Source organism: Arthrobacter sp. TJ-240 (genome assembly GCF_058269195.1).
In genome coordinates, this window is record NZ_JBZCNG010000007.1 from 111,477 (window position 1) to 125,528 (window position 14,052).

Genomic DNA, 14,052 nt, shown 5'->3' on the forward strand with positions numbered 1-14,052 from the left:
GTGCCGACGATAGGCTGGCCCCGTCGCATCCAGCCGATCCAGAGGGAACACATGAGTCCAGTCGTCACCGGCGAGGCCGTCGTCCTCGAACTCAAACCGGCCGGTTTCGCCGCCCGCGGACTGAGCGTCCTGATCGACATCATCGCGCAGGTCATCGCCGCGGTGCTGCTCGTACTGCTGGTCGGCAGGGTCTTCGGCGGGGCCCTCGACCCGGCGCTCACCACGGCGCTCCTGCTCGTCATGGTGGTCCTCCTCCTCGTCGTCGTGCCGGTGACCGTGGAGACCCTCACGCGCGGCAAGTCGCTCGGCCGTCTCGTCATGGGGCTGCGGATCGTGCGCGACGACGGCGGCGCCATCCGCTTCCGCCACGCCTTCATCCGCGGGATGCTCGCGGTCTTCGAGATCTACATGCTCGGCGGGTCGCTGGCGTTCCTCGTGTCCCTGTTCAACGAGCGGTCCAAGCGTCTCGGCGACCTGCTCGCGGGCACCTACGCGATGCGGGAGCGCGTGGTCGCCAGGCCGCGCGCACTCGCCGTCATGCCGCCGGCGCTGCAGCCGTGGGCCGCGACGGCGGACATCGGCCGCCTGCCCGACGCCCTCGCCCGACGCATGTCGCAGTTCCTCGCCCAGGCGCCGAGGCTGACCCCGCAGGCGCGGCACGCCCTGTCCCTGGACCTGGCCGCCGAGGCGAGCAATCACGTCTCTCCGCCGCCGCCCGGCTCGACGCACCCCGAGGAGTTCCTCCACGCCGTTATCGCCGCACGCCGCGACCGTGACTACACGGCGATGATGCGGCAGCGCGAGCGCACCGAGGCGACAGCGAAAAGGCTCCACACACTGCCCTTCGGCGAGCGTGCGGAGCCCTCGGACCTCGAACCTCCCAGGCAGCCCTAGGGCTGGCCGACCCACTCGGTCCAGGGCACGTTCCAGTCGCCGAAGCCGTCCCACACGTACATGGGGCCGTAGCCGGTGTTGAGGATCTGCACCACGTCGCCCGGGCCGAAGGTGTTGTAGAAGTACTCCGCGCCCTCGGGTGACATCCCGATGCAGCCGTGGGAGACGTTGATGTTGCCCAGTGCCACCTGCGCCGCAGGCAGCGCCTCGTGGACGAACGCCCCGCCGTTGCTCAGCCGGCTCGCGTGGTTCACGACCGTGGGCGGGTAGTAGGCCGGGTCGCCGGGCTTCAGCCCGATGGACTCCGCCGTGAACTTGGTGGTCTCGTAGTGCTCCATCACCACCATGTACCCCTCGGTGGACGGCCATTCCTCCGTGCCGAGGGTGATGGGGAACGTCCTGTCGAGCTTGCCGTCCAGGTACACGTTCATCATCTTGGTGGTGTTGTCGACGACGGCGAGGCGCGTGTTGTGCGTCTTCACGGTCATCGCCGTGTCGGCGTTGCCGATCATGCCGTTGCCGAAATCGACGCCGAAGAGGTTCGAGGCCACGGTGATGGTGCTGTTCGGGGCCCAGAACGTCTCCGGACGGTACCGGACCTTCGTGTCCGACAGCCAGTAGAAGGCACCCGCCTGGCCGCTGGTGCTCGTCACCGTGATGGCCTTCTCCACCGCGTCCCGGTTGGTGACGGGCTCGCTGAAAGTGAACTCGAGGGGCTGCCCCGTGCCCACGGTGCTCCCGTCGCGCGGGAACATCGAGGCGTCGGCCTCGTTGGCGGGTTCGACGGTCGTGAAGCCGGCGGTCTCCCGCTGCGGCCGGCCGGCGGAATCGAGGACGGTGTAGGAGAACGTGTACTCGGTGTCGAACGCGAGCCGCTCCGTGGCGGTCCAGCTGGTGCCGTCCTCCGAGAGCGTGCCCGGTACGGGTGTGCCGCCGGAACGCGGGGCCAGTTCGACGGCGTCGAGCGTGGCACCCTCGACCGTGATCGCGGCGGCGGTGGCCGGGTTGACGGCGTAGGCCTGGTCGGTGGGTGTCAGGCCCACTGTGTACTCGCCGGCAGGGGCAGCGGGCGCCGCCGGCGCCGGGTCTGCCTTCGGATCCTGGCTGGCCGCGGGCGACGACGACGGCGCGGATGACGGGGACGCTGCATCGTTCCAGGGCGATGCCGTGGCGATCCCCACGCCGGCTCCGACCACGACGACCGCAGCCGCGCCGACGGCCGCGATCTTCCAGCCCCTGCGGCGCGCCGCGTCCTTGCCCGACTCCTGCTTCATGCGCATGCGTCTGCCCTCCATGTAGCTTTCCCGTGCGATGCTACGCGACGGGTCCGACGACGCCGCGCAGGCAGCGGGCTGTTTCGGCAACGATCCGGCCGCTGCCTGCGGGAGACCGGCGGCGGCCGGCGAGGACCGGGACGGATCCCCTAGTAGCGGTACTGCTCGGGCTTGTACGGCCCGGCGACGTCGAGGTCGAGGTACTCCGCCTGGCCCTTGGTGAGTTCCGTGAGCTCCACGCCGAGGGCGTCGAGGTGCAGGCGCGCCACCTTCTCGTCGAGCATCTTCGGCAGCACGTAGACCTCGTCCTCGTACTCGCGGTTGCCCTCCGCGTCCTCCTGCTCGAACTTCGTGTAGAGCTCGATCTGGGCGATGGTCTGGTTCGCGAACGAGTTGCTCATGACGAAGGACGGGTGGCCGGTGGCGTTGCCGAGGTTCAGCAGGCGGCCCTCGGAGAGCATGATGATCGAGTGCTCCGCGACTCCCCCGGCCTCATCGGCGGGGATGACCCACTCGTGGACCTGCGGCTTGATCTCGATCTTCTCGACGCCGGGGATGCGGGCCAGACCGGCGATGTCGATCTCGTTGTCGAAGTGGCCGATGTTCCCGACGATCGCCTGGTGCTTCATGCCGGCCATGTGGCGGGCCATGATGACGTCCTTGTTGCCGGTGGTGGTGATGAAGATGTCACCCTGACCGAGGACCGTCTCGAGCCTGGCGACCTGGTACCCGTCCATGGCGGCCTGCAGCGCGCAGATCGGGTCGATCTCGGTGACGATCACGCGGGCGCCCTGACCGCGGAGGGCCTCGGCCGCGCCCTTGCCGACGTCGCCGTAGCCGCACACGACGGCCACCTTGCCGCCGATCAGGACGTCGGTGGCACGGTTCAGGCCGTCCGGCAGGGAGTGGCGGATGCCGTACTTGTTGTCGAACTTCGACTTCGTGACGGAGTCGTTGACGTTGATCGCCGGGAACAGGAGCTTGCCCTGGGCGGCGAGCTGGTACAGGCGGTGCACGCCCGTGGTCGTCTCCTCGGTGACGCCCCGGATGCCGGCGGCGATGGCGGTCCACTTCTGCGGCTCGGACCCGATGGTGGCCCGCAGCGTGTCGAGGAACACCGTGTACTCGTGCGAGTAGTCGGCGTCGCCCTCCTGCGGGTTCGCCGGCACCGCGCCGAGCGCCTCGAACTCGGCACCCTTGTGCACGAGCATGGTGGCGTCCCCGCCGTCGTCCAGGATCATGTTCGGACCGAGGCCCTCGGCCTGGCCGGGCCAGGTGAGGATCTGCGTGGCGGTCCACCAGTAGTCCTCGAGCGTCTCGTTCTTCCACGCGAACACGGGGACGCCGGCGGGCTCGTCGACGGTGCCGTTGCCGACGACGACGGCGGCGGCGGCCTCGTCCTGCGTGGAGAAGATGTTGCACGACGCCCAGCGGACCTCGGCGCCGAGGGCGGTGAGCGTCTCGATGAGGACGGCCGTCTGCACGGTCATGTGGAGGGATCCGGCGATCCGCGCTCCCGCGAGGGGCTGGGCCTCGGCGTACTCGCGGCGCAGGGCCATCAGCCCGGGCATCTCGTGCTCCGCGAGGCGGATCTGGTGGCGCCCCGCCTCGGCGAGGGAGAGGTCGGCGACTTTGTAGTCGAACATGGTGCTGTACCTGCCTGTAGGTCGGGGGGCGGGGAGCGGCCCTATCGGGTGGGGGCCGCGCCGTCGAGTAGTTCGGCGCGGAGGAGCACCGGGATGCCTTCGTCGAGTCCGTAGGTGGGCGTCTCGCCGTCGGGCCCGGCCGCCGTGGCGCGGAGGACGGCGCCCTCCTGCACGAGCTTCGACCCGGTGACGGGGCAGCGGAGGACGTCGAGCAGCCGTGCTGGGAGGTTGGCCATGGGACGCTTTCGCTCGGGAGGGACGGAATTGTGCACCCCAAGTCTACCGCGGGCGTGCTGCCGGGCCGCACCCGCGCGGGTGCATCAGGGTTCGCGGAGGATGCGCAGGTGTCCGCGCCGGGGGCCCGTGACGCCGGCCGGCGGTTCCATGGGGGCCTTGCTGCCGCGCTTGCCCGTGGGCTGCTCCACGGCCGGCTCCGCGGCCGCTTCCCGCACGGCGTCGGCGAGTGCGAGCAGGTCGTCCGAGTTGTGCTCGGGAACGACATCGGGGAGCGTCAGGCGGAGCACTTCCCAGCCGCGCGGCACGGTCAGGCGCTCCGCGTGCACCGCGCACAGGTCGTAGGTGTGGGGCTCCGCGTACATCGCGAGAGGGCCGAGGACCGCCGTCGAATCCGCGTAGACATAGGTGAGGGTGGCCACGGCCGGCCGCTGGCAGGCGGATCTGGAGCATTGACGGAGTGATCCCACGATCGGCAAGCCTACCGGGCTTCGGCCCCGGCCACCCGCAGGACGCGCACCGGCCACCCCTTTGCATCCCCCGGCTTCCTCCTGTCGTGTCCCCTTTCGCGCGTGCGGCGGAGAGGATCAAGGCTTAGAGTCTTTACATGCAGGATGCTTCCAGTTTTTCGGTCGAGCTGACCGATCCCTCGTCCACGGGAGGACGTCCGGCACGGTCCTTCTACGAACGACGGCGCAACCGCCGCGGTCGGGGCATGCGCGGCGAGCTCCTCCCGCAGCACCTGCCGGCATCCCGGTCCCGGTCCGAGCAGTTCGACGACTGGGTGATGGAGTCCGCGCAGCGGCTCGAGCGCCTCTGGGGCGAGCGCATCCAGGACCTCCAGATCGTGGTGCAGGAGATCCCCGACGGCCTCGAGGACATGACGCCCGAGACGCTCCGCGGCCTCCTCGGGTCCTGCTCCCCCGCCGCGCCGGGCAGGCCCGGCGTCATCACCATCTACCGCCACCCGGTGCTCATGGCCGCACGGTCCGTGCTCCCGGTCAACGAACTGGTGCACGACGTCGTGGTGGAGCAGACCGCCGAACTGATGGGTCTCGCACCGGAGGCCGTCGACCCGGCCTACGGACGCTCCCAGGCCTGAGCGGGATCCGAGGCGGGCGCCGCCCGTACCGGAATCAGTACCGGAGTTCCACCGGGATGGCCTGCGGGCCCGCGGCGCCGGGCGGGACGCTGGCCACCGCGATACCGGCGACCGCGCCGGGGAGGGTCATGACCTGCGCCCCGTAAACGGGGTCCCCCGTCGCATCGATGAGGACGCCGGCGGGAGCCCTGCCGAGGGCGGACGCCGGTACGGTGACCGAGGTGCCGCCCGCGATGCCGATCACCACCGGGTCACCGAGCGCGCCGTCCGCGGCGACGGGGGTCAGGGTGACCTCTCCCCTGCCGCTCGGTGCACCCAGCACGAGGGCCGCGTCCACGCCCTCGGCCAGGGCCATCGCATGATCGGTACCCAGACGGACGGCGGACGGTGCCCCTCCGAAGTCCACGGGCTTCCCGCCGCCGTCGATGCCGCGGGTGACGCGCGCCGACGCCACCACGGCGACGTCCGAGGTCACGGCGATCGTGTAGGTGCCTTCTGGCAGGTCGGTGAGGGGGACGCTCATCACCGAGCCTGCTGCGGCGGTCGCCACTCCTCCGCCGGGCAGGTCCACGACGCCGTCGGGCCCGTAGACCTTGATGTCCAGCACGGCGTCGCTGGACCCGGGGACGAGCACCTGCAGCGCGGGGGCCGCGGTGCCGTAGCCCTCATGCTCGCGGATGCGCCGTGCCGTCGCCGCGTCCTGCACGACGACGCCGGGCACCACCTGCGTGACGCCGGCGGCCGCCGTCGGGGAGAGCAGTTCCACGCCGCCCGGGGTGAGGCCGCGCAGCAGGCTCTGCTGGATCACGCCCGTGACGCGTCCGCCGTCGCTGCGGACGCGCACCGCCACCTGGTCCTGGTTGCCGGCGAGGCCCGCGAGGACGATCCGCCGGGTCTCGCCCGGCGCGACGAGCTGGCCCCGGGTCCCGACGGCCTCGAGGGGCCCGTCCTGGCCGAACAGCTCCAGGGTCACGGTGGCGGGCGTCCCGGTCGGGTTGGTCAGGGTGAGGACGGCGGAGGCCCCCACCGTGGTGGAGGCGCCGAGGAGCCAGAAGTCGTTCGACGGCGCCTGGCAGCCGGTGGCGGCGAGCCCCCGGAGATCGCCGTCGGTGGCGGTGTACGTGGAGGTCGCCGCGGCCACCGGGGTGAGTCCGCCCTGCGGCTGTGCACGGAAGAGCGACGGGGCGTCCACCGCGATGGTCCGGGTGACCCCGGCGACCCGGCTGGTCAGACCGTCCGCACCGCTACTGGCGGGGCCTTCTGCGGTGAGGGACGCCTCGGGCGCGAATTCCTTGATCATCGACAGCGGCGCGCCGGTGCCCACGGGCAGCAGCCCGCTGCCGGTCAGCGTGGCACTGAGGTCGCTCAGCACGAGCGCGGCGACTGTGGTCCTGGCCGTCGCGGACGCGGGGCCGAACTGAGGATCGGCACCCTCCGGGGCGGCCTCGAGCAGGCGGGGCGGGGCGGGGCAGACGGCCGTGTAGTCGCCGGCGGGCACGGCGGCGGCCGGTACCGGGAGGTCGGTCGCCACGGACCGGACCAGGGGGTCCGTCACGGTCCCGGAGGAGATGGCGGCAGTCGCCGCGAGGAGCACGACGCCCGTCGCGGCACCGACGGCACCACCCAGGCGCGCACGGCGGGCGCCGCCGGGCGCGGCCCTGTCACGGGCGACGGCGCGAGCGGCGACGGCCGCGTCGGCGTCACCGGTGTCACCGGTGTCACTGGCGGCGTCGGGAGCTGAAGCGCCGGCGTCCGGCGTCGGTTCGACGACGGGCTCGTCGATCTCCCGCGCGGCAGGCGCCGGCTCCATCATGGCCTCCGGGCCGACGGCGGTCTCCGGAGGAGTCCCCGCCTCGTGCTGCAGCGGCTTCCGCTTGCGTCCCCACATCACATCGGGCTACTTCCACTGGTCACGGGCTGCAGGTCGTCGTCGCGGGCGCCGTCGTCCGCGCGGGTCGTGGCGTCCTGCGACGGCCCGGGTGGGGGCGTCTGGGGGCGGCGGCCGTCCTTGGGCCGCACGACGCGCGGACGCGACGGCAGCGGGATGGCCAGGAGGACCGTGAGCGCGAGGAGCACCGCCTGGACTCCCTCGGCCCACGGCTGGAACGGGCTGACGAAGGACACCGTGACGTCGCCGCCGACTGCCGGCAGGTCGAACGCCTGCTGCCAGCCGTCGGATGCGGCGTCGAGCCGTTCTCCGCCGAGGTTCGCCTGCCACCCGGGGTCGGCCTCCTCGGCCAGGACGAGCTTCCTGCCCTCCGCGCCGGGAGGGACGGTGCCCTCGGCGAGGACCGCGGAGGACGGGACGATCGCCTCGGTCCGGCCGTCGGCGTCGACCACCCGCACGCGTGCCGTGCGGTCGCCCGCGTCCTCCGTCCCGTCGTCGAGGGTGGTCGCGGCCACGCGCCACAGGCGTCCGGCGTCGGTGTCGCCCACGGCGGTGAGGCCCGGAACGGAGTCGATCCGGCTGCCGAGGAAATCGCCGGCGGTACCGGACTGCTGCAGGACCACGAACCCGACGCCGAGATCACGGAGGTCGCTGCGCGGATCGGCGCCGCTCGCGCCGACGATCACAGCGACGGTGGTGCGCAGGGTCCGGGCGGAGGCGCTGTCGTCCGCGGGCGTGACGTCCTGCCCGCCCTGGAGGGTGCGCGCGGCGTAGACCGGGTTCAGCGCGTCGAGGGTGGTCCCGGATCCGCGCATGAGGGAGGCCCCCACGGTGTCGTCGTCGTCGACCGAGATGACGAGCGTGCGCGTCCGGTCCGGGCCGTTGCCGCGGTCCGCGGCTGTCGCCGGCAGCGGGCGTCGGGCCACGGGGTCGAGTCCCACGGCCGTGCCGAAGTCGGTGGTGCCCTGCCCGGCATCGGAGGCCTCCTCGACGGGAGTTCCGGGGATGACCACGGGTTCGGCGACCGCTGCGGGCGGGCCCGTGAGCTCGGGGGTGAGCCACAGGCCGAGGCTCAGGAGCGGGCCGACGGCGAGGACGAGTCCGCCGGCGAGGCAGAGGGAGCGGCGGCCGGCCCCGGGGCGCGGGGCGGGCGCCGTGTCGTCGCGCCCTGGCAGGCGCGACAGCGCGGCAGCCAGGAGGCAGAGGGCGACCACGGACACCAGCGGGCCCGGGAAGACCGGGATGAACGACCCGGTGCCGAGCGCCACGGGGAGGACGGGCGCCATGGCCACCACCGCGAGCGCCAGGACGGCGAGCAGCCAGGACCGGCGCACGACACGCCCGCGGCTGCAGCGGGAGAAGAGGGCTGTGGCGGCGAGCACGACGACGGGGCCGCCGATGAGGACGGCGGCGACGAGCGACCACGGCCCGGCGCCCAGGAAGCCGGCCGCGGCGGGTGGGAGGAGGGGGTCGAAGGACACGGGGAACCCGAGGAGGTGCTGCCAGGGAGCCGCAGGGTCGAAGGGCGTGGGCACCCCGGGATCGCCGAGGATCCCGCGGGGTGCGCGCACCGCGGACAGGGCGTACGGCAGGTGGAGCGCGACGACGGGCAGGAGCGTCCACCAGAGCGTACGGGCCCTGCGTCCGCCGACGATCAGCGCGACTCCGAGCGCTGCGACGACCACCACGAGGAGGGACGGCGCGCTGGCGGTGACGATCGCGAGGACGAGTCCTGCGGAGGCGCCCGCGGTCCAGCTGCGGCTGCCATTGACGCCCGGCGTGAGCACGCCGTCGGGCAGTGTCCGCGAGGGCAGGGCGGCACCGACCGCGCGGACCACCCCGAGCAGTGCCAGGGGCAGCAGGAGGTGGGCGATCAGCGCTCCCAGGCGACCGCTGCCGAGGGCCACCTGGAGGGCGGGTGCGGCGCCCCAGAAGAACGCGGCCCAGAGCCGGAGGCCGCGCGAGCGCGTCAGCGCGCCGGCCGCGATCCACGCGGACAGTCCCGCCAGCGGCAGCGCGCAGACCACCGTGATCACGATCATCGTGTTCGCCGAGCCGAACCCGAGGAGGGACAGGAGCCAGAGGACGTAGGAGAACGGGGAGCCGTGGGCGGCGAACCCGGTGCCGAGGCCCGTCCACCAGGTGGTCGCGTTCGCCCAGATCGCCTCCGGGGTCTCCGAGGCCGGCAGCAGCGCGCCGCCTGCCAGGGCACCGGCCCCGACGAGCCGGCGCAGGCCCGTGAGGGCGGCGGCGAGGAGGACGACGGCGGCGAGCACCGCCCCGGCGCCGACCCACAGGCGCGCGGGAGTGGCGAGGGCCGTGAAGTCGTCGTTGCTGTCCCCGGACGGGATGTACTCCTCCGCGTCCTGCAGCCCGTGGGAGCCGGCCTGCGCGCCGCGCGAGGTGAACGCGTCCACCACGGACCTGCGGTGGGACCAGACCTCGCGCCGTGACGTGACCAGGGAGCGGACGATCGAGCGCGGCAGCTGCCGGGTCCGCGCGGCGGAGCGGCGCGAGCGCCAGAGCTGCAGGGGGCGGCTGACCCCGGCGAGGCTGCCGAGCAGCTGGCCCGTGCCGTGCGCCGGGTCCTTCGCCAGCAGGCCGAGGAGGAGCCGACCCAGCCCTCCGAGGACGGCGCCGACCGCGAGGAACGGGACGTTCAGGGGCGCGGCGTGCTTGAGCCGGAGGTACACCTCGGCGGCGCGCGCGGCATGCGGCGTGGAGACGGGGTGGGGCCTGGCGGTGGCATGACGCATCACGGCGGCGGGCACCACCACCACGCGGTTCCCGGCGAGGCGGTTGCGCCAGCACAGGTCCACGTCGTCGCCCACACCGTGCAGGGCGGGGTCGAACCCTCCGAGGGCGTCCCAGACGTCGCGGCGCACGAGCATGCCGGCGGAGTTCACGGCGAACATGTCGCTGCGGGCCTCGTACTGCCCCTGGTCGTGCTCGCCGACGTCGATGAGCGTGAGCCGCTCGGCCCACCTGCTGATGGACAGGCCCACGTCCACCAGGGCGCGCCGGTCGTCCCAGCCCACCTGCTTGGCCCCGGCGATGGTCACCGAGGGTGCACGCTCGACGGCGAGGAGGAGTTCGGCGAGCGCCCCGGGCTCGGGCGCGGAGTCGTCGTGGAGGAGCCAGAGCCAGTCCGTCGTGTCCCCGGTGCCGCCCCGGCCGGGGATCTCCGCGACGGCGGTCCGCACCGCGGTGCCGAAGCCGGCCCGGGCGGGAGCCCCCACCACCGGGCTGCCCGTGGGCAGCTCGAGCTGGAGGATGGAGGCCGAGGAGTCGGTGGACCCGGTGTCGACGCCGACGCAGAAGTCAGCCCGGCGGGTCTGGCGTTCCAGTGCTTCCAGGGTGGTCGGAAGGTACGCGGCGCCGTTGTGGGCTACGACAACGGCGGTGACGCGGAGGGGCAGCGGAATCAGACCGCTCGCTTCCGCAACCTGCGCCGCTCGCGCTCCGAGAGTCCGCCCCAGATACCGAAGCGCTCGTCGTTCTCGAGTGCGTACTCGAGGCACTCGGATCGCACCATGCACGAGCCGCAGACCTTCTTGGCGTCGCGGGTCGAGCCGCCCTTCTCCGGGAAGAAGGCCTCGGGATCGGTCTGCGCGCACAGGGCGTCGGCCTGCCAGGAGAGTTCGCCGTCGTCGTCGACGTTCCCGGGGGCCATGGGCTGGCCGGGCCAGCCGGGCCGGCCGGCGGGAGCCGGGCGGGCGTCCTCGTGCACGCCGGGCAGGATGCCGTAGGAGCCGGGAGCCACGGTCGGGAGGACGAGGAGGCTGCTGGGGCCGTCCACGTCGGGGAGTGCTGCGAGCGCCTCCTGGGCGGCGAGGAAGACAGTGGCCTGATCTTCGAGAGGGGACCGGGTTTCCCGGTAGCGCTCGCCCGCCAGGGGATCGGCCGGGTCCAGGAACCAGTCGGCAGGAACGCCCCTCGATCCGTAGCGCGCTGATGCCTGCGCCGCGATATCTGGTCGTGCGTGAGTGCGTTCTGCCTGCCCCATGAGTAAGCCCTTCCGGTGTTTCCGTTCCAACATCAGCATGGGTCGACCCTCGCGCCCCGCTGCTGGAACCAATCCGATGTCTAATTACACGGGTGTAAGTCGATTTTCGTCAAGCGGTCGGGCGGATGATATAGATTCGCTACCGCAGAATCACGAGCGCCACGCCGACTCCACTACCTGTCTTCGTCGGCGCGTCCAAGTAGTCTCCGACCGAGCCGGAAGCCCATCATGCCACAGCCACCCTTACGCATCCTGTCCTCCATGAGGTCCGTCAACCCCTCCTCCCCCCGCCTGGTCTGGCACGGACAGGACGGCCGGATCGAGCTGTCCGGACGCGTGTTCGACAACTGGGTGGCGAAGAGCAGCAACCTCCTCGTCGACGAGCTCGACGCGACCGACACCAGCCGGATCGCCCTCGACCTGCCCCCGCACTGGAAGTCCCTCGCCCTCGCGTTCGCCTGCTGGCAGGTCGGCGCACTCGTGGTCCTGCCGGAGGAGACGGCCTCCCCGCCCTACGCGGACATCGTCCTGTCCTCGCGCCCCGATCCGGAGGCCGCGCCGTCGGGCCTGCTGGTCTGCGTGGCGCTCGGCTCACTCGCCCTGGGCTGGGACGGGCCGCTACCCCGGGGGGCCGTGGACTTCGCCGCGGAAGTGCGGTCGCACGGCGACGTCTACCAGGGGCAGTCCGTCGACGACGACGCCCCTCTGCTGCAGGCGGGCGTCCGGACCCTGACGGCGCAGGACCTGCTGGACACCGTCACACTGCCGGCGGCCCCGGGTGACACCGACACGGATGGGCCCACCCTGCTGCTGGAGCCGGGAGCCGGCCTCGAGCGGACCCTCGCCGCGGCGCTGGCCGTCTGGGCGCAGGGCGGCGTGCTCGTGCTCGTCGAGGACGGCCTACCGGTCACCGATCGCCTGCTGACCGGCGAGCGCGTCACGGGCCGGCTGGGGACTGCCTGACCGGCTCACCCGGTGCACCCGGTGCCGGCGTCTCCTTCGCCTCCGCCGGCGCCGTCGCGGCCTGCTGGCGCAGCGCGTCGGTCCGCGGGTGGAGGAGCTCCTGGTCGTGACTGAACTCGGGCTCGGCGTCGAGCTCGACGTTGAACACCCAGAAGCGGTAGGCCACGAAGCGCACGAGGGTGGCGAGCACCGTGCCGAAGATGCCGACGACGAACAGGGCGCCCGGCTCGGTGACGTCGAAGGCGTACTTCGCGACCCACACGCAGCCTGCGGCGATGCCCATGCCGATCACGTTGATGAAGACGAACATGGCGAGCTCGCGGGCCGCATTGGGCTGGCGGCGGTGGCGGAACGTCCAGTAGCGGTTCGCCACCCACGCGAAGACCGTGGCGACGCCCGCCGAGACGAAGCGCGCCTTGACCTCGCTGCCGCTCATGGGCCCGTGGATCAGGTACCAGTACAGCCCGTTGTCGATCACGAAGGCCACGCCTCCGACGGCGCCGAACTTCGCCACCTCCCGCCAGAAGAGGGATGCGAGGCCCCTGAGCCTGTCCATGAGTCCTGCCACTGCTTACCTCCGCGGTCGGGTCCGAACGCCGCCGCAGGGCGCATGTCTCCCGGCGACTGCAGGACGAACCGCGGGAGGAGCCGGCAGAGCAACCCACCCCGGCTGACCTTTGCATGGCGTGTTTCGACCCTATTTTACGGTGTCGGCCCCGCTGCCGCGTCGCCGATCCCCCGCCGGCACCCTGGGAGCTTCCCGGAAATGTGACCGGAAGGGCGGGGCCACGCCCGGCGGATGGCGGGCCGGGACGGCGCCGTGGGTACGCTGTAACGGTGACTTTTCCCGTGATAGGCGTGATCGGCGGCGGCCAGCTGGCCCGGATGATGGCCGGTCCCGCCGTCGAACTCGGCCTCGAACTCCGCGTCCTGGCCGAGGGCCCGGACGTCTCCGCGGTGGCTGCCGTGGCCCACGCCGAGGTCGGCGACTACCGTGACCTCGGCACGCTGCGCGCCTTCGCCGCGGGCGTCGACGTGGTGACCTTCGACCACGAGCACGTGCCCGGCGAACTGCTGGAGGAACTCGCCCGCGACGGCGTCGCCCTCCACCCCGCGCCGCAGGCCCTTCGCCACGCCCAGGACAAACTCGTGATGCGGCAGGCGGTCGAGGACCTCGGTCTGCCGAACCCCGCCTGGCGGGCCGTGCGGACGATCGCCGACGTCGAGGCCTTCGCGGATGCCGTCGGGTGGCCCGTGGTCCTGAAGACGCCGCGCGGCGGGTACGACGGCAAGGGCGTGCTCGTGGTGCGCGACCGCGGGGGCCTCACGGCCGCCGCGTCGTGGTTCACCGGCGGCGAGCTCCTCGTCGAGCAGTTCGTGCCCTTCAGCCGTGAACTCTCCGTACTCGTGGCGCGGCGCCCGTCCGGCGACGCCGTCACGTGGCCGGTCGTCGAATCCATCCAGGTGGACAGCGTGTGCGACGAGGTCCTCGCGCCCGCCCCGGATCTCCCCCGCGCGGTCGCCGACGCCGTCACGGCAGCCGCGCTGCGTCTCGCCGAACGCCTGGGAGTCACGGGTGTTATGGCGGTGGAGCTGTTCGAGACACCCGGTGCCGGAGCCGGGTACCTGATCAACGAGCTCGCCATGCGCCCGCACAACTCCGGGCACTGGACCATGGACGGTGCCGCCACGGGCCAGTTCGAGCAGCACCTCCGGGCGGTGCTCGACCTGCCGCTCGGTGCCACGCACGCCCTGGCCCGGCACGCGGTCATGAAGAACGTGCTCGGCGGGTCCAACACGGACATCTACTCGGCTTACCCGTCGGCCCTGTCCTCAGGTCCGTCCGCTAAGGTGCACTTCTACGGCAAGGGCGTACGTCCCGGCCGCAAGATCGGCCATGTGAACGCGCTGGCGGCTCCCGGGGAGCCGCTCGACGCCGTCCGCGCGAGGGCCTCGAGGGTTGCCGCGATCCTGCGTGACGGCATGGAGCCGCCCTCCTCCGAGAACACTCCACCGAAGGGAATGCAGTGACGAACGCCCAGGTA

General features: G+C 72.5%; 12 protein-coding genes. 4 read left to right on the forward strand and 8 right to left on the reverse strand.

Translation table 11 applies throughout. The annotated features are described in order from the left end of the window. Positions 1 to 51 precede the first annotated feature (51 nt). A complete protein-coding gene (locus AC4D2C_RS16175; RefSeq protein ID WP_490915861.1) occupies positions 52 to 894 on the forward strand; it encodes an RDD family protein in 843 nt (280 codons plus the stop codon). Here AC4D2C_RS16175 and AC4D2C_RS16180 read toward each other — a convergent pair. The 4 genes from AC4D2C_RS16180 to AC4D2C_RS16195 form a co-directional block, all read right to left on the reverse strand. After that, complete coding sequence (locus AC4D2C_RS16180; RefSeq protein WP_490915862.1) at positions 891 to 2,174, reverse strand: L,D-transpeptidase; 1,284 nt, start codon at positions 2,172 to 2,174, stop codon at positions 891 to 893. The genes AC4D2C_RS16175 and AC4D2C_RS16180 overlap by 4 nt on opposite strands. Positions 2,175 to 2,317: 143 nt before the next feature. Beyond that, complete coding sequence (gene ahcY, locus AC4D2C_RS16185; protein WP_490915863.1) at positions 2,318 to 3,814, reverse strand: adenosylhomocysteinase; 1,497 nt, start codon at positions 3,812 to 3,814, stop codon at positions 2,318 to 2,320. Positions 3,815 to 3,855: 41 nt separating this feature from the next. Continuing rightward, the gene (locus AC4D2C_RS16190) at positions 3,856 to 4,050 is read right to left on the reverse strand and encodes a hypothetical protein (RefSeq protein ID WP_490915864.1); all 195 of its coding nucleotides are present in this window, start codon (positions 4,048 to 4,050) and stop codon (positions 3,856 to 3,858) included. 84 nt (positions 4,051 to 4,134) lie between these two features. Beyond that, positions 4,135 to 4,518 (reverse strand): DUF3499 domain-containing protein, encoded by a 384-nt coding sequence (locus tag AC4D2C_RS16195; protein WP_490905663.1) that lies wholly within the window; start codon positions 4,516 to 4,518, stop codon positions 4,135 to 4,137. A 137-nt stretch (positions 4,519 to 4,655) separates the two neighbouring features. Between AC4D2C_RS16195 and AC4D2C_RS16200 the strand changes: the two genes are divergently transcribed. Then, on the forward strand, positions 4,656 to 5,150 hold the full coding sequence (locus AC4D2C_RS16200; protein WP_490905662.1) for a metallopeptidase family protein: 495 nt from the start codon (positions 4,656 to 4,658) through the stop codon (positions 5,148 to 5,150). A 34-nt stretch (positions 5,151 to 5,184) separates the two neighbouring features. Here AC4D2C_RS16200 and AC4D2C_RS16205 read toward each other — a convergent pair whose 3' ends face one another. The 3 genes from AC4D2C_RS16205 to AC4D2C_RS16215 are packed head-to-tail and all read right to left on the reverse strand — an operon-like array spanning position 5,185 to position 11,044. Next, positions 5,185 to 7,038 carry a DUF5719 family protein gene (locus tag AC4D2C_RS16205; protein WP_490915865.1) on the reverse strand — a complete coding sequence of 618 codons (1,854 nt, stop codon included), beginning with the start codon at positions 7,036 to 7,038 and terminating at the stop codon, positions 5,185 to 5,187. Then, positions 7,038 to 10,559 carry a glycosyltransferase gene (locus tag AC4D2C_RS16210; protein ID WP_490915866.1) on the reverse strand — a complete coding sequence of 1,174 codons (3,522 nt, stop codon included), beginning with the start codon at positions 10,557 to 10,559 and terminating at the stop codon, positions 7,038 to 7,040. The genes AC4D2C_RS16205 and AC4D2C_RS16210 overlap by 1 nt, the downstream gene beginning before the upstream one ends. After that, positions 10,463 to 11,044: a WhiB family transcriptional regulator gene (locus AC4D2C_RS16215; protein ID WP_490905660.1), complete on the reverse strand. Its 582-nt coding sequence runs from the start codon at positions 11,042 to 11,044 to the stop codon at positions 10,463 to 10,465. Before AC4D2C_RS16215 ends, AC4D2C_RS16210 begins: the two co-directional genes overlap by 97 nt. A gap of 261 nt (positions 11,045 to 11,305) precedes the next feature. Here AC4D2C_RS16215 and AC4D2C_RS16220 point away from each other — a divergent pair, with 261 nt between their 5' ends. Next, a complete protein-coding gene (locus AC4D2C_RS16220) occupies positions 11,306 to 12,007 on the forward strand; it encodes a TIGR03089 family protein (protein ID WP_490915867.1) in 702 nt (233 codons plus the stop codon). Here AC4D2C_RS16220 and AC4D2C_RS16225 read toward each other — a convergent pair. Next, entirely contained in the window at positions 11,982 to 12,563 is a 582-nt protein-coding gene (locus AC4D2C_RS16225; protein ID WP_490915868.1) for a GtrA family protein, read from the reverse strand. The genes AC4D2C_RS16220 and AC4D2C_RS16225 overlap by 26 nt on opposite strands. Before the next feature lie 281 nt (positions 12,564 to 12,844). Here AC4D2C_RS16225 and AC4D2C_RS16230 point away from each other — a divergent pair, with 281 nt between their 5' ends. Further along, on the forward strand, positions 12,845 to 14,038 hold the full coding sequence (locus AC4D2C_RS16230; protein WP_490915869.1) for a 5-(carboxyamino)imidazole ribonucleotide synthase: 1,194 nt from the start codon (positions 12,845 to 12,847) through the stop codon (positions 14,036 to 14,038). Positions 14,039 to 14,052 lie beyond the last annotated feature (14 nt).

Coding starts and splice junctions, on each gene's coding strand:
- AC4D2C_RS16175 (WP_490915861.1), top strand. CDS start 52: ATGAGTCCAGTCGTCACCGGCGAGGCCGTCGTCCTCGAACTCAAACCG.
- AC4D2C_RS16180 (WP_490915862.1), bottom strand. CDS start 2,174: ATGCGCATGAAGCAGGAGTCGGGCAAGGACGCGGCGCGCCGCAGGGGC.
- ahcY (WP_490915863.1), bottom strand. CDS start 3,814: ATGTTCGACTACAAAGTCGCCGACCTCTCCCTCGCCGAGGCGGGGCGC.
- AC4D2C_RS16190 (WP_490915864.1), bottom strand. CDS start 4,050: ATGGCCAACCTCCCAGCACGGCTGCTCGACGTCCTCCGCTGCCCCGTC.
- AC4D2C_RS16200 (WP_490905662.1), top strand. CDS start 4,656: ATGCAGGATGCTTCCAGTTTTTCGGTCGAGCTGACCGATCCCTCGTCC.
- AC4D2C_RS16205 (WP_490915865.1), bottom strand. CDS start 7,038: ATGTGGGGACGCAAGCGGAAGCCGCTGCAGCACGAGGCGGGGACTCCT.
- AC4D2C_RS16215 (WP_490905660.1), bottom strand. CDS start 11,044: ATGGGGCAGGCAGAACGCACTCACGCACGACCAGATATCGCGGCGCAG.
- AC4D2C_RS16220 (WP_490915867.1), top strand. CDS start 11,306: ATGAGGTCCGTCAACCCCTCCTCCCCCCGCCTGGTCTGGCACGGACAG.
- AC4D2C_RS16225 (WP_490915868.1), bottom strand. CDS start 12,563: ATGGACAGGCTCAGGGGCCTCGCATCCCTCTTCTGGCGGGAGGTGGCG.